The organism is Paraburkholderia oxyphila NBRC 105797, from assembly GCF_000685075.1.
GTDB lineage: Bacteria > Pseudomonadota > Gammaproteobacteria > Burkholderiales > Burkholderiaceae > Paraburkholderia > Paraburkholderia oxyphila.
The window spans coordinates 77003-100799 of sequence record NZ_BAYD01000023.1 but is presented as its reverse complement, the minus strand read 5'-3'; the positions used below and the strand labels follow the sequence as shown (position 1 = coordinate 100799).

Genomic DNA, 23797 nt, shown 5'->3' with positions numbered 1-23797 from the left:
TCATATCGCCCCGGCATTCACCGCTGCACCGCACATTTATATCAGCAATTCAAAATCTGCATGCCGACAGTGGCATTTCCCCATTTGTTCTTTTCCTTGCAGATAACTGTTCGCGAAAGTGTACACTCCGATTACGAAAAGATCGCAATCGTTTGCGAAAATAACACAAATAAGTCGAATAAGAATGGAAAGCGCCGCGCTCTATTTAAATGAACGCAGGAAGCACCGCGCTGCCGAACGGTTGTCCGTAACGCGCCAAGCACGCCCGCATCCCGCAGTACACCGAAAGAGTTCGATGCTAGACTCACTGGCGTCGGTTCCAGTCTGTCTCCGGACCGAACGTGCCGCGAGGCACGCCCACCCGCTCGCGCTTAAACGTTCTCAAAACATAAAGGTGCGCTCATGGCAGAGATTCAAAGTTTGGAAACCAGGCAGGCAATCGGCCGCGCGGCGCGGGAACACGCGAAGCGCTCGCTGCACGCACAGGTTGGCAATGTCGATCGGGATCCGGTCGAACTGCTCCGGCAAAACAGCGCGGGACGCGTGGAGGCACTCGTTCCGCTGCGCTACGGGCGCATGTCCGTTTCGCCGTTTACGTTCTTTCGCGGCAGCGCGATCCTGCAGGCCCACGATCTGGCCGATACCGCCAATATGGGCGTCGCCTTTCCCATTTGCGGCGACGCACACCTGATGAATTTCGGCGGGTTCGCCACGCCCGAGCGCCAACTCGTGTTCGACCTCAACGACTTCGACGAAGTCGCAACGGGCCCCTGGGAGTGGGATCTGAAGCGGCTCACGGCGAGCCTCGCCATCGCGGGCCAGCACATGGGCGTCGGCCGTGGGCCGACCGGCGAGTTCGTCGCCACCGCCGTGCACGAGTACTGCGATCGCATGCGCGAGTATGCCGGGTATAGCACGCTCGATCTCTGGCACGAGATCGTCACATTCGAGCGCATGCTCGAAACCGCCGACACCGACGAAGGCCGGCGCACGCTCCTCAAGGCAAAAGAGAAAGCCGCCGGGCGGACCAACGAAAGCATACTGGGGAAAATGGCGGCGCAGCAGGATGGCCACTGGGTCCTTCAGGACTCGCCGCCCGCGCTGTTTCACCCGGGCGGGCCCAATACGCTGCTCGGCAAGGACGAGGCATGGTCGAATACGCAAGCGTGGGAAAACAAGCTTGCCGCCGCGTTCGACGCCTACCTCGACACCCTGGCGCCCGAGCGCCGCGCGCTGATCGGGCAATTCGCGCTACAGGACGTGGCGTTCAAGGTGGTTGGGGTGGGTAGCGTGGGGACGTTCTGTCTGGTCATGCTCTTCATCGACAGTCACGGCAGGCCGCTCTTCCTGCAGGTGAAGGAGGCGCGCGAGTCGGTGATCGCGCGCTACTTCACCGCCGACGGGCCCGCGCACCAGGGCCAGCGCGTCGTAGCCGGGCAACGCCTGCTGCAGGCGGCCAGCGACGCGTTCCTAGGCTGGACCACCGGACCCGCGAAGCGGAACTTCTACGTGCGCCAGCTGCGCGACATGAAGGTATCGGCCGAAGTGGAGCGCATGAGCAACGCCGTCCTGCAGGGCTACGCGCGCATCTGCGGCTGGGCGCTCGCCCGCGCCCACGCGAAGGCGAGCGGCAAGGCGGTCGAGATCGCAGCCTACGTCGGCAATGGCGACCGCTTCGCCGAAGCGCTCACCGAATACGCCTTCGCCTGCGCCACGCAAAACGAAAAAGACTACGAGACGTTCATACGCGCGTGCCGCTCGGGCAAGCTCGAAGCCCGCAGCGACGAAGACATGGCCGCGGATTTCCGCGTCTAGTGCGAGCAGAAACGGCTGCCCGGCCACCGCTTCGCGACGGCCGGGCAGCCGGATTGCTATTGCACGTGGAGCCGATCGGCTTGGCCATCGCGTGGAAGCGGCCCTTTTGCGCGGGCGCCAAGAAGGTAACAGGTACCTCAACCGCCGTTTCAGCACTTTCGCGCATTTCATGTCCCCAGCTTTCTCGTTACGGATGCACGCCCCAGGGCATGGTCCGCCATGGGCGTCCATCGTACCCTGGGTTCGCGCTCCGCGATTACTGCCCATTCGCCTTGTGCGCGGGATAAACGCTCTTCCAGTCCTGCTTCATGCTGACGATCACCCAGCCGCGTGCCTGCGCTTCATCCCATGCCTTGTCGAGCCGCGCCGACCCCGCGTTGCGGTCGTAGGCAAATTCTCGCGCCGCATCGTCGTGATGCAGCAGCAGCCCGAGCGAAGGCCCGGGGCCTCCCGTCGTGTATTCGAGCATCTCGCGATCGCCGTCGGAATTGCCGAAAGCGAGAATCGGCCGTTTGCCGATCGCGCGGAAAATGCCCACGGGCTTGCCGGCCTTGTCGTCGACGAAATCGATACCCGGTTCGCGGATCAGCACCGGCTTGCCGTCGCGCATCTCGTACTTCAGTTTCTCTTCGGTGCCCACCATGTGCTCCGCCGGAACGCCGTAGGCTTCGGTCGCCCAGACACGCATGAATTCCGCCGTCCCGCCGGACACGATCCAGATCGTGAAGCCGTTCGCTCTCAGCAGGTCGAGCAGTTCGAGTTGCGGCTGATAGACGAGATCCGTATAAGGCCGGCCAAGGGTGGGATGCTTCGCGCTCGCGAGCCATGAGCGGATCGACTGGTCGTACTCGTCGGTGCTCATGCCGCTGTTGGCCGTTTCGAGCAGTTGCAGCAGTGCATTCTGATTTTTCGCGAGCGCGGCGTTGTCATGCGCCATCAATGCCTTGAAGGCCGGATTGCGCTGCCATTCCGGATGATGGGGCGCGGCCGCCTTGAGCTGGTCGATCATGAACAGCACCTGGAACGGCATCGGCTGCTCGCTCCAGAGCGTGCCGTCGTTGTCGAACACGGCAATGCGCGCTTCGGGCGGCACGTAGGTGGGCGCGCCCTCTTGCATCACTTCGCCCACGAACTTGAGAATGGCGGCGCGCGCGGCGCTGTCCTCCCACGAGGGCAAGGCTGCCGCAACCGGTGTGCTGGCCGCGGCCGGCGGCATGGCTTGCGTGGTAGCGGCCGGCTCGTGGCTCGCGCAAGCGCCAAGCGCCAGACAGGCGCTTGCCGCGATAGCTGCAAGGCGCAGCAACGCACCTCGCGAGCGTGCATTGGATTGACTGTCACGCATCATGAATCCGTTTATTGAGAACGACACAAAAGACAATGCGGACAACCGGCGTGCCGCCCGGGCGACACCGCCAGTCGTCCGCACCGTTAGCGCTATTCGCTACGGCCCAGTCCGTCAGTTGCCGCTCGGCATGGGAATGTTGAAGCCATTCTTGCTGAGCTGATCGCGAACGTACTGGAAGCGCTCATATTGCGAGAGCGTGATCGGTCCCGAGTACGCCTCGCTTTGCGCCTTGCGAGGCGGATACTGCACGTACGTCGTCATGAGATCCTTGATCGCGCCCGCGAATGCCGGAATCGTCCAGGTGTGCTCCGTGAAGTTGTTCATGTAGATATCGTAGCGTTCCTGAGGATCCTGCCAGAGGTCGAATATCTGCGGCACGGTTGCGACAGCCTGGCAAGCCGCCACCAGCGTGATTCAGTCTTCATGTTTTTCCCCTTGGTATCGTTCGAATTAATGCCGGGTTGTTACCGTCTTGAATGCATGCATGACATCGATGTTCAGGGCGGACCGCTCATCGCCTTCATCACTTCTTCGATCAGCGCGTCGCCAAGGAACGGTTTGGTCAGCAGCGTGTGCCCCCCGGCGCTCTCGATGGCAAGACGTGTACGCACCCCTTCGTGGGCCGTCATGAATACGGCGGGTGGCCGTGGCGCATGCAAAGTTCCATAGAACGCCGGTCCCGAAAGGCCCGGCAGTTGCACGTCGATGACGAGGCAGCGCGCGGCCGACGCCCACTCGAAAACATGGGGATCCTCGGCGCTGTAGAACGATCGCGTGCGAAAGCCCGACAGCCGGAGCAAGCGCTCGACTGCGCGCCGCAGGCTGTAATCGTCCTCCACTATCACGATGAATTGCCGCTGCTCGTCCATGCGCTGCCCACCTGGCTATTTGACGAGTGTTGAGCAGATGGATACGCGGCACCATAGGGAAACGGGGAAATACGTCTTCACCTTCGGGCAATCGCCAACATGCGCAATCCAATGCGAATGAAACGCAAGCCTTTCCATAGGGGTTTGGGGCAAGCTCATTTCCCCTTTGGGCAATATCGGGCAGAAACCTTCCCTTTACCGATAGCGACCATTACATTACGCACTGAAACTGCGCTGCCCAACACCGCTACGCGCGTGCCGCGACGGCGCGTTCGCGTTGTTGAAGCCACTCGTTCACACGCATGGAGAATATGATGAAGAGAAGGGTTTCATGCATGCTCATGCTGGCCGCGACACTGGTCACGCCGCATGTCTTCGCGCAGGCATCGGCACCGGTTGCGGCGAGCGCCGCCACCAATCCGGTCGATCCCGCAGCGGTCGCCGCGCTGCAGAAGATGGGCGCTTACCTGCAGACACTGAAACGTTTTAGCGTCACGACCGAAGTCACCGGCGAGCGCGTGCTGGAAGACGGCCAGAAACTGCAGCACACCGCGACGGCCAAGCTCGACGTCGATCGCCCGTACAAGATTCGCACGGTCCTGTCGAGCTCGCGCAGCGAGCGCGAAATCATCTTCAACGGCAAGGAAGTCACGCTCTATACGCCGGCGCAAAAGTACTACTCGACGGTGCCGCTCGACGGCACGATCGCCACCTTGATCGACAGGCTGCGCGATAAATACGGCATGGAATTCCCGCTGGCCGACCTGTTCGTCTGGGGCACGCCCAACGCGCCAACCGACCAGTTCGAATCGGCCATGTATGCCGGCCAGGACTATATCGGCTCGACGCTGTGCGATCACTATGCGTACCGCCAGAAGGATCTCGACTGGCAAATCTGGATCAGCACCGGCGCGAATCCGCTGCCGCACAAGATCGTGATCACGCGGCGCGATGACGACGCGCGGCCGCAGTCCGTGTCGATTCTCGACTGGTCGACGCATGCTGGCTTCAACGATTCCGAATTCACATTCCGGCCGCCGGCGGGTGCGAAGAAGATCGAATTCGTTCCTGTCACGAACAAGGGGTAGGCCCATGAAGAACGCCATCAGGCACATTCCCACCCGTCTCATCGTCGCGGCTGTCGTGGCCTGCATGACCCTTGCCGTCCCGCCGCTTGCCAACGCGGGACGCGGCGGCGGCAATTTCCAGCGCGGCGGCGGCGGTGGCGGCGGTGGCCGCGCGCAGATCAACAACACGCGCGCCGACGCCCGCACGAACAATGTCCGGAGCACGAGCGTCAACAACGTCAACCGCAACGCCAACATCAACACCAACCGCAACGTCAACGTGAACGTCGACAACCACGGCGGCTGGGACAACGACTATCACCCGGTCGCCACGGCCGCCGCCGTCACGGCCACCGTGGCCGTCACATCGGCGGTGGTGGGCTCCATCGTCCGGTCGGTGCCGTCGAACTGCGTGCCGGTGAACTACCGCGGCATGATGTACCAGCAATGCGGCAGCACCTGGTACCAGCCACAGGGGTCGCAGTACATCGTGGTCAACGCGCCCTACTGATCTCCTCCCCCATTGCCACCCGCGCACCGGGCTGGCGAGCGCCGCTGCCGTGGGCCACTGCCCGCGGCAGCGGCGCGTTTGCGAATATCGCCGATCACTGGAGGGCACCATGAGCAAGTTCACGGAAAAAGTGAAGGAAGAATTCAAGAAGGTGCTGCCGCCGACGATCTTTTTCTTCGTCATCCTTCATATCGTCGCATTGATACGCGCGCTGATGGTCAAGGAGACCGGTGTCGCACTGCCCACGACGGCTTCGATCCTGCTCGCCTCGCTCATCCTTGGAAAGTCCGTGCTGCTTGCGGACATGCTGCCCTTCATCAATCGCTTTCCCGACAAGCCGCTGGTCTGGAACGTCGCCTGGAAGACGCTGATGTACACGCTGGTCGCGCTCGTGATCCACTATCTGGAAGAGCTCTACGACTACTGGAAGGAGGCGCACAGTCTGGCCGCCGCCAATCACGCCCTGCTCGCCCATATCAGCTGGCCGCGCTTCTGGGCCGTGCAAATCCTGCTGCTCACGTTGATCTTCAACTACTGCGTGATTGCAGAACTCGCACGGGCGCTGGGCAAAGGCCGCCTCAAGGCGATGTTTTTCGGTCCGTTGCCCTCGTCGTCAGAGCGTCCGTAGCAATCGCGCTCGGTGGCGTAAACCTTCGTGTGATGGACTTGACGGAATCCCCCTGTCCAAACGGATAGGTAGGCGAGAGTCAGCGGCCCGCCCATAATCGTTGCTGAGGATAGCTCCGCACTCCTCTTGTCTCCTCGAACCATTTGCCCGCCGTGTGCGGGCTTTTTTTCTTCGAAGATTTGCGGGCACGGTGCGCGGCAGACAGCGGCTGCCGCTTACTCGTCCCGAACCGGCGGCCTGACGGCAGCGGGCGGCATGCCCGAAGCCTGCGTGCCTGAAGCCGCTTGCCGGCCTCCATGGCCTTTCATGATCTCCGCGAAGATCATGTCGTGGCGGTCCTTGCACTGTTGCCTGTCGAGCAGCAGATTCATTTCGGGTTTCGGGTCTGGCGGGTTTTTGAGCCTCGCTGCATAGCGCTTGCGACGGTCCTCGCGCATGTATGACGCCGGCAGCGGAACGGCTGGCGACGCGTCCCAGGCGTCGATCGCCTCGAATGTGAACAGGCCCGTGTGGTCGTTGATGAAGCATGCCGGCGCACGGTCGTAGCTCAGCACGACGATCCGTTGTTGCGCCTTTTCCGCTTCCCGAATGGGGCAACCGTCCTGCAAACGACCGCGCAGGTCGTCGCACAATGCGTTGTAGGCCGTACGGAAATCGACCGGCTTGCCATCGGGTGGATTGTCGACTCGCTGTTTCAGATAGCCGTAAACGAACCGCGCCGGGACCGAATAGACATAGGGATATCCGCCATTCGCGTAGCGGCGAAACTGAAGCACTTCATACTCGCGCGCGACGTGATGAAAACAGACTGGAATCTTCGCCGCGCCGTCGCCTTTGTCGTATTCGCTCGCGGCAATGACGAGCTCCGGAAAAACGACCATCGGCAAGAACGAGTGGATCAGCAGGTCCCCGGGCTTTCCACCTCGCCCCGCAGCGGCATCCCTGTGTGCCCGGAACGCGTCCCTCACGATGTCCCCAATCGCCTTTGACACGCAGGCGCCATTCGGCAGACCTCCGCCCTGATGTTCCGCCCAGTGGCGCACGACGCTCCACGGCCGCCCGTCGGGTACGCCCAGGAAGTAGAGCCCAAGCCATGCCCCGGTCAGCAGCTCCACATAGCACTCGTTCTGGTGCTCGACCGTCATGGAGCCAGCGATCGCTGGTTTGACTTTTTCCGGCAGGAGATGACTTTTTTCGACTTGCCAGAATTGCTCGCGGTTAATGTGCGGCAGCGCGGCTTTCACAAAGTTGCTCAGCGCCGCCAGTCGTGGCTCCAGATTCTCGTCCTGTTGCGATCGAACCTCCGACGAGACACCTTGCGACGCGTCCCGCAGATCGTTCCTCGACTCGAAGCACTGCTTGCACGCCGCAAGGACATCCGGCGCCATAGCCTCGAATGCGTCCAGGAAATCGTCCGCGGTGCTCATTATTCCAGCTCGCCACTAAAAATGCGGGTAGACAATCGGGTTGTCGCGTCGGGCTTTTTCCCGTTCTGCCTGGCGTAGAGCATCTCGGCAAAATCCATCAGCAACCTCACGCATCCGCGTTCGCGGCTTTCCCGGCCATTCGGCTCCTGACTGAGCCACGATTCCATCTTCAGGCTGCTGGAACGCAGTATCGCCCCGGCCATGCCCTCGTCAAGCCGATTGTCATTGAATAAGTCTGGAAACGCGTTGCACAATGCGACGCACAGGAATTCCTCGGCACCCGGCCCATAACTGGCGAGCTGCTCGATCTCGCGCTTTGCCCACTGCGCCAGCGGCATGGCACGTTCATTGATGTTGAGACTGAGATTGCGGACCATGATTTCCTCGTCCGGCTGATCCACGATCTGGTGAACATCGCGGTCGACGACATGAAGCCAGAGTGCGGTATCGGCCATCGAGATGCGCAGCTCGATGGCGTCGTTGGCATCGTCCTGTTGCGCGCCGCCGGCGCTCGGGTTGGGCGCACCGATATGGGATGATGTGGCTTTATTCAGGGCATCTTTTGCGATCATCCGCTCGGCCGTTTTTTCAAACAAAACGCAATGCCACATCAGGCCGATGAAATTCTGGAACGAAATGTCATCACCCGACTTTCTTCTGAATCCATAAGGAACGACGATCGTGACTCGCCTCCGGTTGCCTTTCATCAGTGCGTGGGCAAGCGTCATGTGCCCGCTGGCCGGCGTGATTTCGAGGAATGTGTCCCATTGGCGCTTGTCTCTTCCCTCGTTCCACCATACAGGGTCCACGAAGCATTCGCGGAAGATGGCGTAAATGCGCCGGTCCGACTGTGTCAACTCCGGTTCCTCTTCCTCCTTCGCCTGCCGGTTTTGCGATGTCCCGGTCTGGTCCGGCACCGCCGCGGCCGGAGCACCCGCGGGCGTGCCCTCCTCCGCGCCATCCGGCTCGGCTGCAGGCTCCTCGGGAGGCTTTCTTTTGCCGTCGTCCTTCTTTTTCTCTTCTGGCAGGAGGCTGTATAGCCGGTACATTTCCTCCTGCGCAGGACTCTTGCCGAGCGCGGAGACGATGCTTCGGACGTTGGTTCTCAACTGGGCATTCAAATCGTTCAGGTAGGTCAACTGGCTCCTGAGGTCCTTGCGCTGCTCGCTCGCAATGCCCTTCTGCCGCTCGAGCGAGCTATAGTGCTCGGCCGCAACGAAGATCGCCGCGAGCGCCATGGCGAAGACCGCGGCGTCCTGCTCGCCGTCCAATATCATTGCGGCAAAGAACAGCGCGGCGGGCAGGAAACTCAAGCAAAATAAAAATAGCCCGCCCTTGGCCTCGAAGCACTTGCCAAGCCAATGGAAAAACCCGGCGATTTTGCTTTCGCGCTTCGCCTCGCCTTGTTCGTCTTGCTCCTGCGTCTCGCCCTGCTCCGGCTTCTCGTCGTGCCCAGCGTCCGCGGCCTGCTCGCTGCGGTGCCTCGCATCGCCTCTGACACGGAAAATAAGAAATTCGATGCCCGTGAGCACAGTCACCGCAATCGCCAGCAACATGCCTTTCCACAGGAATACGCCCGTACCGGCTTCTTCCCGCAGCGACGTGACCCATAAGGGAAACCGCGTTCCCGAGTACATCGGCGTAACGGATACCTCCGCCGCGCTTTCCGAAGGCAGGGGATCGAAAAAGAGGGTGTTCCAGCACGAGTCGTGTCCGCTGCACAAGTGATGGATTCGGAAGAAAATCCAGCAAGCACAGCCGACATTGAACACTATCGCGAGCCCGATAGCCGTCCACTTCCACCCGCGGGGCAAATAGTCGATCTGCGTGGAACCAGACGAGTCTGGCGCGCCGCCGGCAGGTCCCGAAGGGGCAGCATTGGCGCTCTTGCGCGGCGTCATGGGCGCCTCCTCCAAGGGAACCTGCGTACCTCGTTTCAAGGCCCATCTGTCGACTCTGATCGAGCGCACACGAGCATTCCGTTCGCTTCCGCACACAACAGCGTGGTCGAGCGCCACGCCTGGAGCCCGTTACATGTTTGAACTTGACGACATCCGTAACGCACTGCCCGAGTGGCAGTGACTCCGCCTGCCAACGACTCGCGATTCCCCGTCGCGGCCATTGGTGAATGAGCGGCCCCTCGCACTACCCCGTAGTGGCAAATCGATCCAGCAAACACAACAAGCGACGCTCCTGATCGCGCAAGATCCCCGGTGTGGAACGGAGTTCGTGCACGCGTTGGTGCCAGTAACGCACACCGAAAATCGCCATCGCCTTGTCCGCGCCGATTGCCTTTTCGAGGTGAGCAATGGCGTCGTCTAAATTCTGGATGGTGTAGGGACTGAGCGGTCTCCGCCGCGTTTCGGTCCCGGTTTCGGTCTCGGTCTCCCCCTTGGTCTCCGTCGCTGTCTTTGCAGTCGCACGAATCGCGTTCTCGCGCCCTTGAGCCTTGCCCCCCGCCTGGCTCGGGTTCTTGCGAGATGGATTTTCGGGTATCGAGCTCATGGCTGCTGATCGCTCACTCATTACCGTCGCGCACTTTCCGGCGCCGCGCGACGGACTCCAGCAGCTTCAAGGTGCTGCAGAAACTCCGGTCGACCTGCAGCGTCCAGCGATTCTGTTCATAGGCGGCCCAGGCCTGTACGAGGATTTCGGAAATCTGCACGGGCAATCTCACGCCACTCGACTCGATGCGGCTCATGAGAACCCATGCCCAAAGGATGTCTTCCACGATGTGGGCTTGCAGCTCCGTCGCCAGCTCCGGCTCCGGCTTGCGCCGGCGAAAGTGTGTTTCGTCTGCCGACGCACTGCGGAAGATGTTCAGCAGGCTTTTCAAGTCGGGGTGTAGCGAGCGCATGGTGGCGTTCCTCGTCGTCCGATCTGCAACGACTCCATCGTGCGCGGCCCGGGGCTTGGCGAAAACCGGCCATACCGGGGGAGGAACGCCTCCAGAAGACGGCCCCAAAAGCGTCCCCCGCAATGGGGGGATCGCGTCCCGAGCGAATACGGGTACGATGGTCTCGACTGGAGAGGTGCTGATGGACAACCTGTATTTCCGCCACGTCCTGCTTGTGGAGGATGAAGGCCTGACGCGGATCGCGATGAAGAGCCTGATCTTGACGTCGGAGCCGACGCTCGACATCGACGAAGCCGGCTCGTACGCGGCCGCGGTCGAGCGTTTGCTCAACAAGCCGTACGATCTGGTTTTTCTCGACTACCAGATCGGCGACGATCACACCGGGCTTGACCTGCTGCGCTGGCTGCAGGAAAACGAGCGCGCCGCGCATGTGGTGATGCTGTCCGCCCAGGACGACCGCGAGACCGTGCTGGAGTGCATCAAGCATGGCGCGGGCGGCTTCATCTCGAAGGCCAGCGAGGAAGGCGGCGCGGTGTTCCGGGAAGCCCTGCAGACGATCCTCAATGGACGTGTCTACCTGCCCAACAGCGTGCTCGGCAAGGGCGGCCATACCCCGCAATCGCCGGGCCCGAGCAAGGGCATTCCGATCGATTCGCTGAACCTGCCGCCGCGCCTCGCGCAAACCTTGCGCTTTCTGCTGCAGGGCATGTCGAACAAGGCCATCGCGCGAAAGATGAATATCACGGAGAACACCGCGAAGGAGTACATCAGCGACCTGCTGACCCGCTTCAACGTCTCGCGGCGCACCTTTCTGATCGTCGAAATGGCGCGCCGCGGCATTGAGATTCCCACCGTGGCGCACGACACGGCGGCGTAGGCCCTACGCCTGGGCGGGCGCCTCCGTCAATTCGAGCATGCGCGCAATCAGCAGGTCGGGGGACAGCGGCTTGCTGAGCACGCAGCGCGCCGGCAACACACCCTGCGTGCTGACCCCGGCCTCCCCCGTCACCACGAGGCACGGCACGGGCCGCGAAAAGTGCTCGCCCAGCAGGCGCACGACATCGCCCGCGGTCGACCTTTCCGGCAACCGGTAGTCGCTGATGACGAGGTCGGGCACGCGCTCGATCTCCTCTAGCAGATCGCGGAGCTCGGCCACCGAGCGCACCGAATCGAACAGCACGCCCCAGCGCGCGAACAGCGCCTCCATCGACGCGCGCACGAGGCTGTCGTCCTCGACCAGCAGCACGTAGAGCCCCCGCAGCGAGGCCGGCGACGATGCCGCATCGGCGGGCGCGATCGCGGCATCCTGGAGCGCAAAGGGATCGGCCACCGGCATGCGGACCGAGAAGCGCGACCCGCGGCCCTCGATCGACTTCAGTTCGAGGCGGTGGCCCTCGAGTAGCGACACCACCGCGTTCACGATCGACAAACCGAGTCCGAGCCCTTTCTCGCGGTCCCGCTCCGGGTTGCCGAGCTGCACGAACGGCTGGAAGATCGCATCCCAATGCTCCGATGCGATGCCTATGCCGTTGTCGAGGACGTCGAGCCGCACATAGTTCGGCATGCGCACCACGCCCACGAGCACCGCGCGGCGGCCCGCCTTCGACGGGTCCGCATACTTGATGCCGTTCGAGATGAGATTGCTCAGCACGCGCGGAATCCAGTCGGCGTCGGTGCGCACCCATGCCGGTTTTTGCTGCGCCTTTCCATAGCGCAATGTCACGCCGCAACTCGCGGCGAAGGGCGCGAGTTGCTCGACCGCCTCCTCGGTCACGCGGCTCAGGTCCACGCTCGTATAGTTCGGGTTGACATGCCCCGATTCGAGCTTCGAGAGGTCGAGCACCGCGTTGAAGAGGCGCGCGGTCAGGACCGACGCCTTGCGCGCCTCGCCGATCAGCCTGCTCGACGCTTCGACGTCACGCGCAACCAGTGCTTCGTCGGCCGCGGCGAGAAAGAGATTGAGCGCATGCATGGGCTGCCGCAGATCATGCGCGGCGGCCGCCAGAAAGCGCGATTTCGCCCGGCTCGCCTGCTCGGCGGCTTCGCGCTGCTGCTCGCGCAAGGCGATCAGGGCCTCCGACTTGGTCTGCTGGTCGCGCCGCGCACGCTCGAGGTCATGATGCTTTTGCGCGAGCGCCGAGTTGACGACCTGCAGCGTGTCGTTGCTATCGGCAAGCGCCTGGACGGCAACGTAGCGGTCGCGCACATGGCGCTCGGCATTCACGTTGACGCTATGGCCCAGAACCGCCACGTTGAGCAGGTAGAACATGCCCGCCGCGAAGTTCTCTGACTCCACCGCCTGAGTGAGCAGTTGCGCCACCACGATTACGGCAATCACACACACGGCCAAAATCAGTGTCGCCTTGGCTCGCAGGCGAAGAAAACCGAACTGATAGAAAAGAATTAAATAAAAGCCGACAAAAAAATGCGTGAAATTGAACGGGCGCGGCGCGAGAAAGGTTTGCATCATCAGGCACAGACACATGAATGCCAATCCCGACAGCAGGATCCAATGCGCCACCCGATCGCGATAAAAGGCGAGCCTGAAGGCCAGCACGATGCCCACGCTCGCGCCAAGCGCACCGGCGCAACGGAACGCGAAAACCTCCGGAAAATATGGCCGGAACACTGGACTGGACTGCGCGAGGCGGATTTCCCAGTAGCCGAAACACACCCAGATCAAGGTTCCGAGCACGAGCGCCGCACGGCGGAAGTCGGCAAAACGCTGGCCATAGTCTTCCGTAAAGGCCTGTTCGAGTTGCGGATCCTCGAACCGTGCCGGCCAGCAAAGCATGTCGACGAGCCACGCACGAACCGCAGCCGGCACCGGCGAGTGTTTGAGGAATTTCGATTCCGTCTCGGACTGAAACCTGAACATGTTCATCGCATCTCGCCGGTATGCCCGCTGGCCTCGCGAAGCAGGAAGCACGTCTGGCGCTCAGGCGTGCCAGTCCATTCTAGGACCTGTTTTCCATACGAACAATCAACGTCCGCCAGCGGCAGGAAATGCCGGGTAAAACCAGACTGTCAATGCCGGCCAGTTGGTGCGATGCCAACGTTTTTTTCACTCCGATGGCGTGGCCTCCGCGCATTGCGTGGTGTGACAACGGAAGATGCAAATGGCACGGAGCATGCATTGATGCCTCGGGCGATGGCAAATGCCGTCCGTGGAGTGGGAAATGAGCTTCTCTATCAAGTCGTTTGGCCTGGGGGTCGCGCTCCCCCTGGTCGTGGTCGGCGTGTACCAGGTCTTCGGCGAGCCGGCGACGCTAGTCCAGCCAATCCAGGTGTCCGATGCCCTCAAGAAGAGCGGCTTCACGGAGGAGGCTCTGCAAAACATGCTGGTCGATGCCTTGAGCGAATTGCGTACGACGGCCAAAGGCGTCACGCCCCGCTCCCCGGACACCGAGGCGGTGCTGACCGAGTTCAATCTCCCGGACTTCTCCGTGCCCGGGACGGGGCTTTCCATGCGCTCACTCGTCGAGTATGCGCGTGATTTGCTCGAGCTCGACTCGTCGGTCTATGGAAGCGCGACGGGCGCCCCGTCTGGATTTTCCGTGGATCTCACCCTTCGCGACGCGCAAGGCGAGTCGCTCTCGATCCATCAAACGATAGCGAACAATGCGTCGCCCGCGCGCCGGCATGGCGAGAAGCCCGCGAGCGGATCGGGCGCGCCTCTGGTCATGGAGGAAACGCTGCGGCGTGCCGCCATGCAGATACTCGAGCGCCAGAGCCCCCTGCTCTACGCCGATAACCTCCTGCATAGCCAGCAAGACGAATGCTTTTCCGATAGCGCGAAATGCGACTTTCGCGAAGTGCGCAAGCGCTATGAGGAGATTGCCGTCGATGGGGGGAAAAGACCCGATGAGCCCGAAAGCAAGACGGCCTGGGCCATGCCCATTCTGGTCGCGCTCCACTTCGTGAAAGTCGGCCAGCAAGTGGCAAATTCGAACAGCGATGCCGCCCTGGCGGAACTCATGTTGTCCAAGATCGACGATTTGACCGGCGACTACGCGGGTTCCATTGGGCGGACTCGCGTCATACGCGAGAAAAGCCAAAACGACAAATCGTGGGCAAAGGTGCTGCCCTGGGCGTATTACAACTGGGGTGTCGCGCTGAACGATCTCGGCTGCTACGAGGCCGCTACAGAAGTCCTCACGGAAGCCGCCAACGAGAATCCGGATTATGCGCCCGCGTATAACGCACTCGCGCGCGCCTACAACGCGCTCTCGGAAACTAGCGTGCGCGCCGGCACGGCCTCCCCTTCGCTCACCGATTATCGCGAGAAGGCGCGCGACGCCGCCACGAGAGCCGTGCAACTCGATCCCGGCTATCAAGAGGCCTACGTCAACCTGGGCGACGCCTCGCGGCCCTTGCTGGCCGCGTCTGCGGACCCGAACACGAAAGCCATTTACGGCGGCGACGAAAAGCAGGCGCGCGAAGCCTACGAGAAAGCCATAGCACTGAACGCGGATACCGCTGGACGTGCGCGTCAGCAGCTCGCCCTGATACCGGGCACCGCCTACGCAAACATGGCCGAGCGCACGACGAAGAAGCGGCCGGAGTGCCGCCAGGGCTTGCCGCGCTCACTTCTCGAAGCGTCCGGCTGCAGCGACGCGCAGATTCACTCCGCGGCCAACCGTGGAAGCGAATTCGCCAACACCCTGCCGGCTGGCGTGCCGAATACGCCCAACGTATGCAATCAACTGGGGCTGCACCCGCGCGAAAATAGCCCGATGAAGCCCCTGCGAATCACGGCCACGGCGACCGATGTCGAAAGCGCGAGCCACCAATCCGCGCCCCGGCAACGCGAAAGAGGCTAAACGTTCGGGTCAGCTTGCGGGGCGCTTCCCAAATACGCTCATCCCCGCGCAATAGCCCAGCTCGCGATAGGCTTCCCATTGGCTGTCGGTGAAGAACTGGTCGACCGTGGTCTCCTGGGGAAAATCACGGAAGGTCTCCGCGTAGGTGCTGACGTCGTTGGGCGGGCCAATGCCGATACTCGGCTTGACGTACAGCATCCAGCTCGGGCGGTCGGGCTGGTTCGAGTAGGTGATACAGGCAAGCGCGGCGCAACGCGGGCCATCGCGCTTCAGTTCGGAGAACGCGCCAATGGCTTCCGGGTCGAGCAGTGGCTTGATCCAGTCCGGCAGTTTCGGCTCGTTCGCCCCGCGCTCGAAGGCGCTCCAGCCGAATTCGCGGCGCGGAAGTTTCGCGCGCACGGCGCGCGGATCGAGCCAGGTGATGGTGGCGCAGAAGTCGTAGCGCACCTGCCTCGTCAGCAGTGCGAGCGAATCGCAGCAGTAAGTCGGGTCGGCGCCCGCGTCGACGGCGACGATGAAGGGAAGCCGGCGGCGCAGCAGTTCGTAGATGCCCGTGTTGTCGAAGTGGCCGCCATCGCTCAGATACCACATCCGCGCGGAAGGCCCCTCGAAATAGGCGCGCCATTCGTCCAGCAGCTTCGCTTGCAGGGTGAAGAGCGCCGAAGGCAGCGACTTGAGCCGGCGCCAGAGCGCCGGCGGATACCGTCCCGGGCGCTCGCCCGCGGCAATGCCGCTGTTCCACCAGTAACCGATCCGGAAGTTCAACAGCCCAAGCAGCAGGGATTCCGCGAGCTTCGTGTTGCGGCCAAGGCCGGTGGTCGCGGCGGCGCCCGAAATGGCCATCCACTGGCCGAGGCTGAGCCGCTCGACACTGACCGGGCCGCCGTCGGCTCGTGCAAGGGCGTGGAACTCGTTCGGATTGGGGCCCACTCGCACGGGGATGATGGGCGCGGCGCGCACGGGTGTCTGCTTCGCGTCGCGCGCCCCCCAGAGCGCGTGAAACCGCCTGCCCGCGCTGATGCCGGCGGGCCCGACGCACATGGGCATGCCCTTGTCGTCGCGCAGCTGATTGCCGGAGAGCGGGTCGACGGTGTTGTTCAGGCAGGTGCTGATCAAATGCAGCGGCCCGCCATGGTTCTCGGGATGATATTCGTCGAACGGGACGTCGTCGCCCAGGTCGCTCACGCCCACCGGCACCGGCTTGCTGACGCCGGGCGGATTCACACGGGCATCGTTGGAGGCGCCCAGATAGGTGCGCACCAGCTTTTCCGCGTAGCTGTGCTGCAGGGACGACAAGTTGAGAAAGAGCAGCGCGCGGCCTTTCACGGCCGAAATGAGCAATGCGGCAACCACGCAGAAGCGTGCGGTGGTCGAATCGAGGCTAAAGGCCAGATAGACCAGCAGATCCAGGAACAGGAACAGCACGAATGCCAGCGTGAAGGCGATGAGCGCAAGCAGCACCTCCTGCATGAGGCCGCCCACGAAGGTCTGCCCCTGGTCCGGCGAGGGCGTCGCGGCCTTTTTCATCTCGCGCTTCAGCACGCTAGCCATGATCCCTCGCAGCAGGACCAGTACCGGAGCGATGCCGGCCATCGACCAGTTCATCGCCCGCGAGCCGCTTGTCGGGAGGGCTTGCGCGAGCGTATCGACCACCACGAACAACGCGCTCACGGCGAACCCGAACAGCGCCGCGCCGAGCAGACGGGTCAGCCGGTTGCGTATGACGGTCGTGCCGTCCTCGGGCTGGGCCGTGCCCGGATCGACCGGCGGCGCATTCGCTCCGGGCGGCGGGGGATTGGCGAGAAGCAGCCCTGCTGCTTGCTGCTCGAACCACGCGAGCAGCAGCACAGCGAGCGCGACGGCGCTCCAGACTTCGATGTCGTGCAGCGTCAGTCCATAGATCGCGCATCCGAGCATCACGATCCACAGGATGAACGGCATCCACGGCCGCCAGTCGCCATGCGGGCGGCGCATCATCGTGAGCCAGTAGCCGATGGAAGGCGGCAGCACGCCGAGCACGAAGAGCCAGAGCGGCAGCCACCACCAGGCCGAGAGCGTCACGCCGTACCATTGCGGCGGCGCGGTCTCGCACACGGGCGAGAGGGTGCTGAGCGACGGACAGCCGAGCACGAACCAGTGCAGCGCGCCCAGCACGCCAAACAGCAGCGCGCCGATCCAGACGTGCACCGCCGCGAGGTTGCGCAGGATGACCGCGATGTCGAACAAGATGTCGTGCCGGCCGCCGCCCGCGAGATACTGGGCGTTGTAGCGCAGCCACTGGATGGTCGGCGAACCCAGATTCGTGAGCGTCCTTTCCACGCGGTCCACGGGCATCTGGCGTTCCTGCTCCGGCATCTCCGTAAACAGCTTGCCGAGAAATGAGCCGATATAGCCGCCGCCCGATATCGAGGACATGAAGTCGATATCGCGCAGACGCCGCGTCTTCGCGAGCGCCTGCAGCACGCCGAGACAAAAGGTGGCGCTGCGCACGCCCCCGCCCGACAAGGCGAGGCCCACCGTGTCCTCGGGCAGCCGCGCGGGATCCGCATGGGCCGCCTCCTCCCATTCGGGCCGGGCCGAGCGGCGGCGTGCGCGCACCGCGCCGGCTTCGACCGCCTCCAGCGCGCGTGGATAATTCTCCGAGTCGGCCAGCAGCACGTCGGCGGCCTTCTCGCTGATCATGAAGGTAGGCGTCACGATGAAGTAGCCCGGAATGCGCGGAAAGACCGAAGTGTCGACGATGCGCAGGCCCTCCACCCCATGCACGCGGAAATTGCTGTCCACCACGGCATACGGGTCCTGCAGATCGCGCGGATCGGCGCGCCACGGATCGTGGCCGATCCGGCAGGTGCCGCACGCGTGATGCCCCCACGCTTCGTTCTTGATCCACTGACGCAAGGTTGGCGAGTAATCGGGTTTGTCGAGGCCGGGCTGGACTTCGCTCGCGAACGCGGACACCCGGCGATTGGTCTCGCGGATGTGCTGGATCGCGTCGCAGAGGGCATCCACGTCGCTATTGCAGTCCTGCGCGCCCTCGCTCGTGTCGTCGAACGAGTGAAAGTTGATTTCCGGCGTGGCGAATGGATCGTTGCTGCGCAGGCGGACCGCGCCGTTATTGTTGTTGGTGTAAGCCTTGAGAATCACCCAGCTCCACAAATTGCGCGTCGTTTCGTTCGACGACATGTTCCGGCACAGCAACTGCCGCGAATAGTCCCAGTAGTAGCCCCGGAACGCGACCGGCAAGCCAAAGATGAACAGGTCCGGGTCGCTGCGCACGCAGGCGCCGCTCGTGGACGACATCATCATGGCGAGCGCGCCGCCGTTGGTCGAGTAAAGGCCGCTCTGGTCGGTGAGCCACTGGCGCAGCATCGGGTCAGCCGGGTCGCCCGGATCGAAGGTCACGCCGTCGAGGGTGGTGAACGGCGCGCGCGCCTCGCTGATCACGCTGACTTCATAGCGGTCCTGAAGATTTTGGCCGACGCCCGGAAGATTCACGACCGGCGCAATGGGTTTTCCGTCATGGTCGCACGGGCCTTCAACCATGCCGCGCAAATGCGCCGCGTCGCCAATACCGCTCAGCATCAGCAGTTGCGGCGTGTTGAATGCGCCGCCACACACAATCACTTCGCGGCGCGCGAACACCTGTAGCGTGACGGGCGCCCCATCATCGTCGCTGCCACACCTGGGGCTGGCCGCGTACAGATACGGGCCGATACGCACTTCCACGCCTATCGCACGCGGCACGCCGTTGCCGCTCTGCTCGAACACGATCCGCGTGGCATGCGCCGGGTTCAGGATCGTGAGCCGGTCCGGGCACTCGGCCTTCACGTTCAGCAGATGGTCGCGCAGGCCGCAGCGGCGCTTGCCGTCGGTGCCGATCGAGATCAGCGAGACATGGGCGCGGCTCTGGATGTCCGGCGAGCGGACATTGGGGTCGAGGAACTGCAGGATCTGAAGCCGAACGAGCGCGCGGCCGAACATCTGCGCCGCGCTGCGGTTTTCGAGCGCGGCGAACAGCACGTCCTTGAGCACGCCGAGAAAGGTGCGGTCACCACGGACAATGCCGGCGATCACGAACGGGTCGACGAAACTCGTCTTCTGCCAGCCCGCGGTACCGTGTCCGCCCGGATCGAGCTGGCCACGCGGATCGAGCACGCGTGCCAGCCACTCCAGAAACTCGAACACGCGCCCCAGCGTTTTGTCCGCGAAAGTCCGGTAGACCGCGTAGTAAAGGCAGTTCTCGATCTTGGCGAAGTAGCCCTGCATGTTCTGCGAGCGCCATGAATCGTCGCCGGTGAATTCGGCAATGTGATCCCAATCGGCGTCGTTCGGGCGAATGATGATCATCGCGTGATGCGAGGTGCAGCCGCCAATGGCCGCCGCGCGCGGATAGAAGATGCCGCCCGGCTGCTCCCCCGGCGCTGTCGCGGAGGGGTCCTTCGCCGCGTTGTACTTCGAGTCGTTTTGCTGACGCGCCGTGCTCGTGTAGTGACGCACCGAGAATTCCCAGCTCATGTCGGGGTCTTCGGTCGCGCTGGCATGAAAGGCTGGCACCGCGTACACCTGGCGCATCTGCTGTTGCGCGAGATCCGGCGCGCCGCGCGTCATCGGCTGAGCTTGCGCATCGGGCTGCGCGATGGCGGGATCGGTGCCGGCCTCGATCAGCAGCACGCGGCGCCCGTTCAGCGCAAGCCGCGCGGCGAGCGGGCCGCCGCCCGCGCCCGATCCCACGATCACATAGTCGAAGGGCGTGGTCTGCGGGTCGCGGGCTTTCCACAGCGGATCATCGGGGTTCATCGCGGCTCCGGTGGACGAAGTTGACGAGTCAGAGCGTTTCGAGGAAGGCCTTCAGTTGCCGCTTTTCGTCGTCGGTCAGCGTCTGAGCGAACCAGTGCCCGCGGTCCAGCACGAAGTCGGGGCACTTGCTGGCCTTGAGCAGCGCCGGGCCGGCCTCGCGCTGGAATTCGTCGAGCGCCTTGAAGCTGCCGTCCTTCGGGTCGTCGCGACGCACCAGCAGCACCCCGCGCGTGAGGCCAGCGACCGCATGGAGGAGATCCACTGTGGGCGCGTCCGGGTCGATGTTCATGAGGAGATTCACCGGCGTGCCGCGCGGAATCGGACCGATGTCGATGCCGATCAGGCGCCCGTCGAGGAGCGCCTTGCCCAGGCCGCCCATGACGGCGAACCCCACGACGCTCGCAACGAAGAACGCGCGCGCCCAGGGCTGCGCATTGGGGAAACGGAAGAACGCCGCTGCAGCCACAAACAGGACAAGCGGAATCAGCCACAGCCACAGATAGATCGTGTCCACGCCCGACACGCGCAACACGGTCGCCAGCACCGCCGCGAGCAAGGCGAGCAAACCGCCGGCAAGGCGAGGTTGCCCCACGAAAATCAGCACGAAGGCGATCAGGGCCAGCACCACCCACAGATAGATGAACAAAAACGATGTCAAACGCTCGCCCAGAATGCCGCTGACGAGCGGCTTGATGTATCTCGGCGCGAAATCGATATAGGAATCCTTCGTTGTTCTATAGATAAAGCCGATGTCCCTGAAGCCCGGTTGATCGGCCACGCCCGCTGCCGCGAACGACTGGCGGAAATCACCGCGCAGCGCACTGCATTCGAGACTCTGGTCGGCCGGGTGTTCGTGGCAGAACGCCTCTTTTTGCGCGGGGTACACATTCACGAGCCGCGCCGCGCCATACGCGGGCGTGCCGATGACGGCCCGCTTGCTGTTGTTGAACAGCTTGTCGATCGCGTCGTCATACGCCTCGAGCCGGCCCTTGACAGACGGATCGCGGTTATAGATGCCGAGCGCATTGTTGTGCAGCAGTGGCGCCGTCGCCCAGACGCTGACGAGCGAGGCCGGCCGGTAGTAGCCCGGGCCGCCGCCGGGGGGCGCGTATTCGTCGTTGTTCCCCCACTTGTCGACGGCGCTCGTTTTCCTGAACGGATTGTAGAAGTGGACCACGCCCACGGCTGGCAGCGACTTGTACGTTTCCGACGAGAAGTTGTCCCAGACCTGGCCACGCATCCCGTTGGTGCCCACGGCGCGCTGCGAATTCGTGCCGACGAGGGTGATCGGCACGCGCACATCCGTCGAAAGATAGTTATCCTTCTCGAAGAAGTCCTGCCCGCCTTTCGGTTGTGCCTCAATAAATTTCTGAAGCCGGTCCACATAGGCGAGCCACGGCGGGCTCAGCTTGAACGCCTCCCAATCGGCGAAGTCCATCGGCAGCGTGATGCCGTCCTGCGCGTCCGCGTTCGCGCTGCGCCAATCGCGAGAAAACGTGATTTGCAGGTTGGGCGGCTGTTTGCTCGAATGGCATATCGCGCAATTGCGAATGAATACGCCGCGGCCTTTTGCGCTATCGGCCTGATTGGCGTTGATTCGCGCGAGCCCCTCTTCGGTCGAGGCGAGTTTCATCGGCTGCGTGACCGTCGCGCCCGATGTCGTGACATACTTGAAGAAGTTCTCCAGCTCTTCCACGCGGAAGTGCTCGGTCGTATTCCAATAGACCGATTTGGCCTTGATGGTCGCGATATCGAACGGCCGCTGCGCCGTGAAGCCGACGATCGTGTTCTGCACCCTGCGCCATTGCTCCGAGTAGGCGCCGATGTTCAGATACACGCGCAATAACGCGCCTTCGATGCCGATGCTGTCGGCGCCGTCGAGCAACACGCGCGGTGTGTGGCGCGGATCGAGCGTGAAAAGGGGCGCGTCCTCGACACCGCGCAGCATCAGGTTGCTCTTGCTTTGCTCCTCGGGCGGGTTGACGGCGGCGCGGTCAAGGCGCGCGTTCACTTCAAAGATCGCGTTGATCGTGTTCGGATTGTTGATGTGGTCCGTGGCCACGAGCGAGGTATCGATGGTCCCGGGCTGCTGGCTCGCGACGAACTGCCAAAGGAAGCTATCGGGCGTCTTCAGGTTCGTGAAGGCGTTGGAGGGCAGCCAGTACTGGTTGCCGATCATGCTCGACATATCGCCCCACTCGGGATGCTCCAGATCCTTGGGCGTCGAAAGCGGATGCGGCCCGACATGGCAGAACGAGCACGCCATGCTGACGCGAAACGGCCGGATGAGCAAAGGGTCCGCGTGAAAATCCGCGTCCTTGGGATCGGTCGAGTAGTAGCGCTTGCCCTGATCGCTGACGACCTGCTCGTTCCAGTGCTCGCGGGCTTGCTTCGCGGCCGGCGACTTGCCGAAGAAGTCCGGATTCGGCCATAGCCGCAGACCCACGACGCCGGAAGGATAGCCATAGACGAGCGGGTCGACGCCGTCTTTGCCGAGCTCGCGGATGGCCTGGTCATAGAGCGCCTGAGCGTCGGGGTCCACCTCAAAAAATGTCTGATGGTGATGCGCCGGGTCGTTGGGCATCTTCACCGGCTCCACAGGCTTGCCGTCTGCGTCGACGTCGTTTGCCGGCGCATGCATTTTGACTTTGTCGCCGTCAGGTCCGTCGATATAGAGACCAAGCCCAGTCATGGGCGTATCGCGCTCGACCATGCCGGGCTGGTTGATCAGCCCGCCATCCCTGAAACGATGGGCGCGGTTCTTCGAATTGAGCAGGACGAGAAAGTCCGCAATGCCGTAGCCGTTCTCCTGCACCCAGCCCCAGAACGCCTCGTTGCCCTCGCCCCACAGCATCCAGGTGTTCTGCCCCATGATGGCGGAGCGCGCGGTCGGCGGAACACTGTGTCCGTCGAACCAGTCCATGGGGCGCGGCGTGCGGTCGTCGCCGATGACGACTTTGTCGACCTCACTGAAGAGATTGCGCGTTTCCGTCGGGAAGCATTGTTCGTTGCGCGGGAACAGGCGCACGCCTCGGGCGGTGACCGTGGCCCCGGCCTCGTCGGGTGGAGCGTTCTTTTCGACCTCGCCATCTGGCGGGGCATCTTTCGAGGGCGTGGGGGCGGTCGACGCGGCCGGATAGCGCTTGATCGCATTCGCCAGCTCCGTCGCTTCGGCCTCACAGACCGCCTTGGCCGACGATGCCACCGATTTGCATGCCTCCTGCTTCGACGTCGCCGGCGCGCAGCTCGCCGATGCGCACGCAACGGAGCCCGATGCCGCCGTTCCCGCAGCATTCGCGGTGCTCCATGCCAACAGGCAGGCAACCCCCATCAGGACGCCAGTGATTACGCATGGCGAAAGACGATGCCGACGCGCCAGCAAGCGCCATTCGCTTTGTGAACTGAACAGTGAACGCATGATCGCCCCTCCCCTGAAGGTGCGAAACCCAAGGAGCAATGGCTACTGTGTAACTGCCGCAAAGCGAGGCGCCGTGGTGCGCACTGCCGGCACGCTTCGACCGCGCTTGCGAAGCATTCAATACCGGCTCCCGATGGCGAGCAGTCGAAACTGCTCGTGCACCGATGTCATTTACACACACCCGGTGACGGTGAGGACAATATAGGCGACGCTTAGCGAATGTCAATTTGGTTACATGAG

At 63.1% G+C, this 23797-nt stretch carries 17 protein-coding genes; 6 read left to right on the top strand and 11 right to left on the bottom strand.

Annotation, left to right across the window (positions count from 1 at the left end):
• Window positions 1–402 precede the first annotated feature (402 nt).
• On the top strand, window positions 403–1815 hold the full coding sequence (locus tag BO1_RS17425; protein WP_028218655.1) for a DUF2252 domain-containing protein: 1413 nt from the start codon (window positions 403–405) through the stop codon (window positions 1813–1815).
• 256 nt (window positions 1816–2071) lie between these two features.
• Here BO1_RS17425 and BO1_RS17420 read toward each other — a convergent pair whose 3' ends face one another.
• From BO1_RS17420 to BO1_RS17410, 3 genes are all read right to left on the bottom strand, one after another.
• On the bottom strand, window positions 2072–3157 hold the full coding sequence (locus BO1_RS17420; protein WP_028218654.1) for an HAD family hydrolase: 1086 nt from the start codon (window positions 3155–3157) through the stop codon (window positions 2072–2074).
• A 114-nt stretch (window positions 3158–3271) separates the two neighbouring features.
• Entirely contained in the window at window positions 3272–3484 is a 213-nt protein-coding gene (locus tag BO1_RS17415) for a hypothetical protein (RefSeq protein ID WP_245643817.1), read from the bottom strand.
• A 173-nt stretch (window positions 3485–3657) separates the two neighbouring features.
• The gene (locus BO1_RS17410) at window positions 3658–4029 is read right to left on the bottom strand and encodes a response regulator (RefSeq protein WP_028218652.1); all 372 of its coding nucleotides are present in this window, start codon (window positions 4027–4029) and stop codon (window positions 3658–3660) included.
• 314 nt (window positions 4030–4343) lie between these two features.
• On the opposite strand from BO1_RS17410, the gene BO1_RS17405 reads away from it, so the two are divergent.
• From BO1_RS17405 to BO1_RS17395, 3 genes are all read left to right on the top strand, one after another.
• On the top strand, window positions 4344–5117 hold the full coding sequence (locus tag BO1_RS17405; protein WP_028218651.1) for a DUF2092 domain-containing protein: 774 nt from the start codon (window positions 4344–4346) through the stop codon (window positions 5115–5117).
• 4 nt (window positions 5118–5121) lie between these two features.
• Window positions 5122–5607, top strand: coding sequence for a hypothetical protein (locus BO1_RS17400; RefSeq protein ID WP_028218650.1), 486 nt, complete (start codon window positions 5122–5124; stop codon window positions 5605–5607).
• 109 nt (window positions 5608–5716) lie between these two features.
• Window positions 5717–6235: a hypothetical protein gene (locus BO1_RS17395; protein WP_028218649.1), complete on the top strand. Its 519-nt coding sequence runs from the start codon at window positions 5717–5719 to the stop codon at window positions 6233–6235.
• Window positions 6236–6450: 215 nt separating this feature from the next.
• On the opposite strand, the gene BO1_RS17390 is transcribed toward BO1_RS17395, so the two are convergent.
• The 4 genes from BO1_RS17390 to BO1_RS17375 form a co-directional block, all read right to left on the bottom strand.
• On the bottom strand, window positions 6451–7662 hold the full coding sequence (locus BO1_RS17390; RefSeq protein ID WP_028218648.1) for a hypothetical protein: 1212 nt from the start codon (window positions 7660–7662) through the stop codon (window positions 6451–6453).
• Window positions 7662–9563, bottom strand: a complete 1902-nt coding sequence (locus BO1_RS17385) for a hypothetical protein (RefSeq protein ID WP_028218647.1) — start codon at window positions 9561–9563, stop codon at window positions 7662–7664. Before BO1_RS17385 ends, BO1_RS17390 begins: the two co-directional genes overlap by 1 nt.
• Before the next feature lie 244 nt (window positions 9564–9807).
• Entirely contained in the window at window positions 9808–10167 is a 360-nt protein-coding gene (locus tag BO1_RS57615; protein ID WP_052409492.1) for a hypothetical protein, read from the bottom strand.
• Window positions 10168–10180: 13 nt separating this feature from the next.
• Complete coding sequence (locus tag BO1_RS17375; RefSeq protein WP_028218646.1) at window positions 10181–10519, bottom strand: hypothetical protein; 339 nt, start codon at window positions 10517–10519, stop codon at window positions 10181–10183.
• On the opposite strand from BO1_RS17375, the gene BO1_RS17370 reads away from it, so the two are divergent.
• Window positions 10518–11396, top strand: coding sequence for a response regulator (locus BO1_RS17370; protein ID WP_245643816.1), 879 nt, complete (start codon window positions 10518–10520; stop codon window positions 11394–11396). The genes BO1_RS17375 and BO1_RS17370 overlap by 2 nt on opposite strands.
• Before the next feature lie 3 nt (window positions 11397–11399).
• On the opposite strand, the gene BO1_RS51440 is transcribed toward BO1_RS17370, so the two are convergent.
• The gene (locus tag BO1_RS51440) at window positions 11400–13397 is read right to left on the bottom strand and encodes an ATP-binding response regulator (protein ID WP_043285191.1); all 1998 of its coding nucleotides are present in this window, start codon (window positions 13395–13397) and stop codon (window positions 11400–11402) included.
• 301 nt (window positions 13398–13698) lie between these two features.
• Between BO1_RS51440 and BO1_RS51435 the strand changes: the two genes are divergently transcribed.
• Entirely contained in the window at window positions 13699–15342 is a 1644-nt protein-coding gene (locus BO1_RS51435; protein ID WP_052409491.1) for a hypothetical protein, read from the top strand.
• Window positions 15343–15351: 9 nt separating this feature from the next.
• Here BO1_RS51435 and BO1_RS56395 read toward each other — a convergent pair whose 3' ends face one another.
• From BO1_RS56395 to BO1_RS59220, 3 genes are read right to left on the bottom strand one after another with little or no spacing between them, the layout of a single operon-like run.
• A complete protein-coding gene (locus tag BO1_RS56395; protein ID WP_052409490.1) occupies window positions 15352–20139 on the bottom strand; it encodes a GMC oxidoreductase in 4788 nt (1595 codons plus the stop codon).
• Window positions 20140–20167: 28 nt separating this feature from the next.
• Window positions 20168–23344, bottom strand: a complete 3177-nt coding sequence (locus BO1_RS17350) for a hypothetical protein (protein WP_028218644.1) — start codon at window positions 23342–23344, stop codon at window positions 20168–20170.
• A complete protein-coding gene (locus BO1_RS59220) occupies window positions 23316–23678 on the bottom strand; it encodes a hypothetical protein (RefSeq protein WP_156992300.1) in 363 nt (120 codons plus the stop codon). The genes BO1_RS17350 and BO1_RS59220 overlap by 29 nt, the downstream gene beginning before the upstream one ends.
• Window positions 23679–23797: the final 119 nt, after the last annotated feature.

Excerpts from the sequence above, each read along its gene's own strand:
- BO1_RS17425 (WP_028218655.1), top strand. The coding sequence starts at position 403 with ATGGCAGAGATTCAAAGTTTGGAAACCAGGCAGGCAATCGGCCGCGCG.
- BO1_RS17420 (WP_028218654.1), bottom strand. The coding sequence starts at position 3,157 with ATGCGTGACAGTCAATCCAATGCACGCTCGCGAGGTGCGTTGCTGCGC.
- BO1_RS17415 (WP_245643817.1), bottom strand. The coding sequence starts at position 3,484 with ATGAACAACTTCACGGAGCACACCTGGACGATTCCGGCATTCGCGGGC.
- BO1_RS17410 (WP_028218652.1), bottom strand. The coding sequence starts at position 4,029 with ATGGACGAGCAGCGGCAATTCATCGTGATAGTGGAGGACGATTACAGC.
- BO1_RS17405 (WP_028218651.1), top strand. The coding sequence starts at position 4,344 with ATGAAGAGAAGGGTTTCATGCATGCTCATGCTGGCCGCGACACTGGTC.
- BO1_RS17400 (WP_028218650.1), top strand. The coding sequence starts at position 5,122 with ATGAAGAACGCCATCAGGCACATTCCCACCCGTCTCATCGTCGCGGCT.
- BO1_RS17395 (WP_028218649.1), top strand. The coding sequence starts at position 5,717 with ATGAGCAAGTTCACGGAAAAAGTGAAGGAAGAATTCAAGAAGGTGCTG.
- BO1_RS17390 (WP_028218648.1), bottom strand. The coding sequence starts at position 7,662 with ATGAGCACCGCGGACGATTTCCTGGACGCATTCGAGGCTATGGCGCCG.
- BO1_RS17385 (WP_028218647.1), bottom strand. The coding sequence starts at position 9,563 with ATGACGCCGCGCAAGAGCGCCAATGCTGCCCCTTCGGGACCTGCCGGC.
- BO1_RS57615 (WP_052409492.1), bottom strand. The coding sequence starts at position 10,167 with ATGAGCTCGATACCCGAAAATCCATCTCGCAAGAACCCGAGCCAGGCG.
- BO1_RS17370 (WP_245643816.1), top strand. The coding sequence starts at position 10,518 with ATGGTGGCGTTCCTCGTCGTCCGATCTGCAACGACTCCATCGTGCGCG.
- BO1_RS17375 (WP_028218646.1), bottom strand. The coding sequence starts at position 10,519 with ATGCGCTCGCTACACCCCGACTTGAAAAGCCTGCTGAACATCTTCCGC.
- BO1_RS51440 (WP_043285191.1), bottom strand. The coding sequence starts at position 13,397 with ATGTTCAGGTTTCAGTCCGAGACGGAATCGAAATTCCTCAAACACTCG.
- BO1_RS51435 (WP_052409491.1), top strand. The coding sequence starts at position 13,699 with ATGAGCTTCTCTATCAAGTCGTTTGGCCTGGGGGTCGCGCTCCCCCTG.
- BO1_RS56395 (WP_052409490.1), bottom strand. The coding sequence starts at position 20,139 with ATGAACCCCGATGATCCGCTGTGGAAAGCCCGCGACCCGCAGACCACG.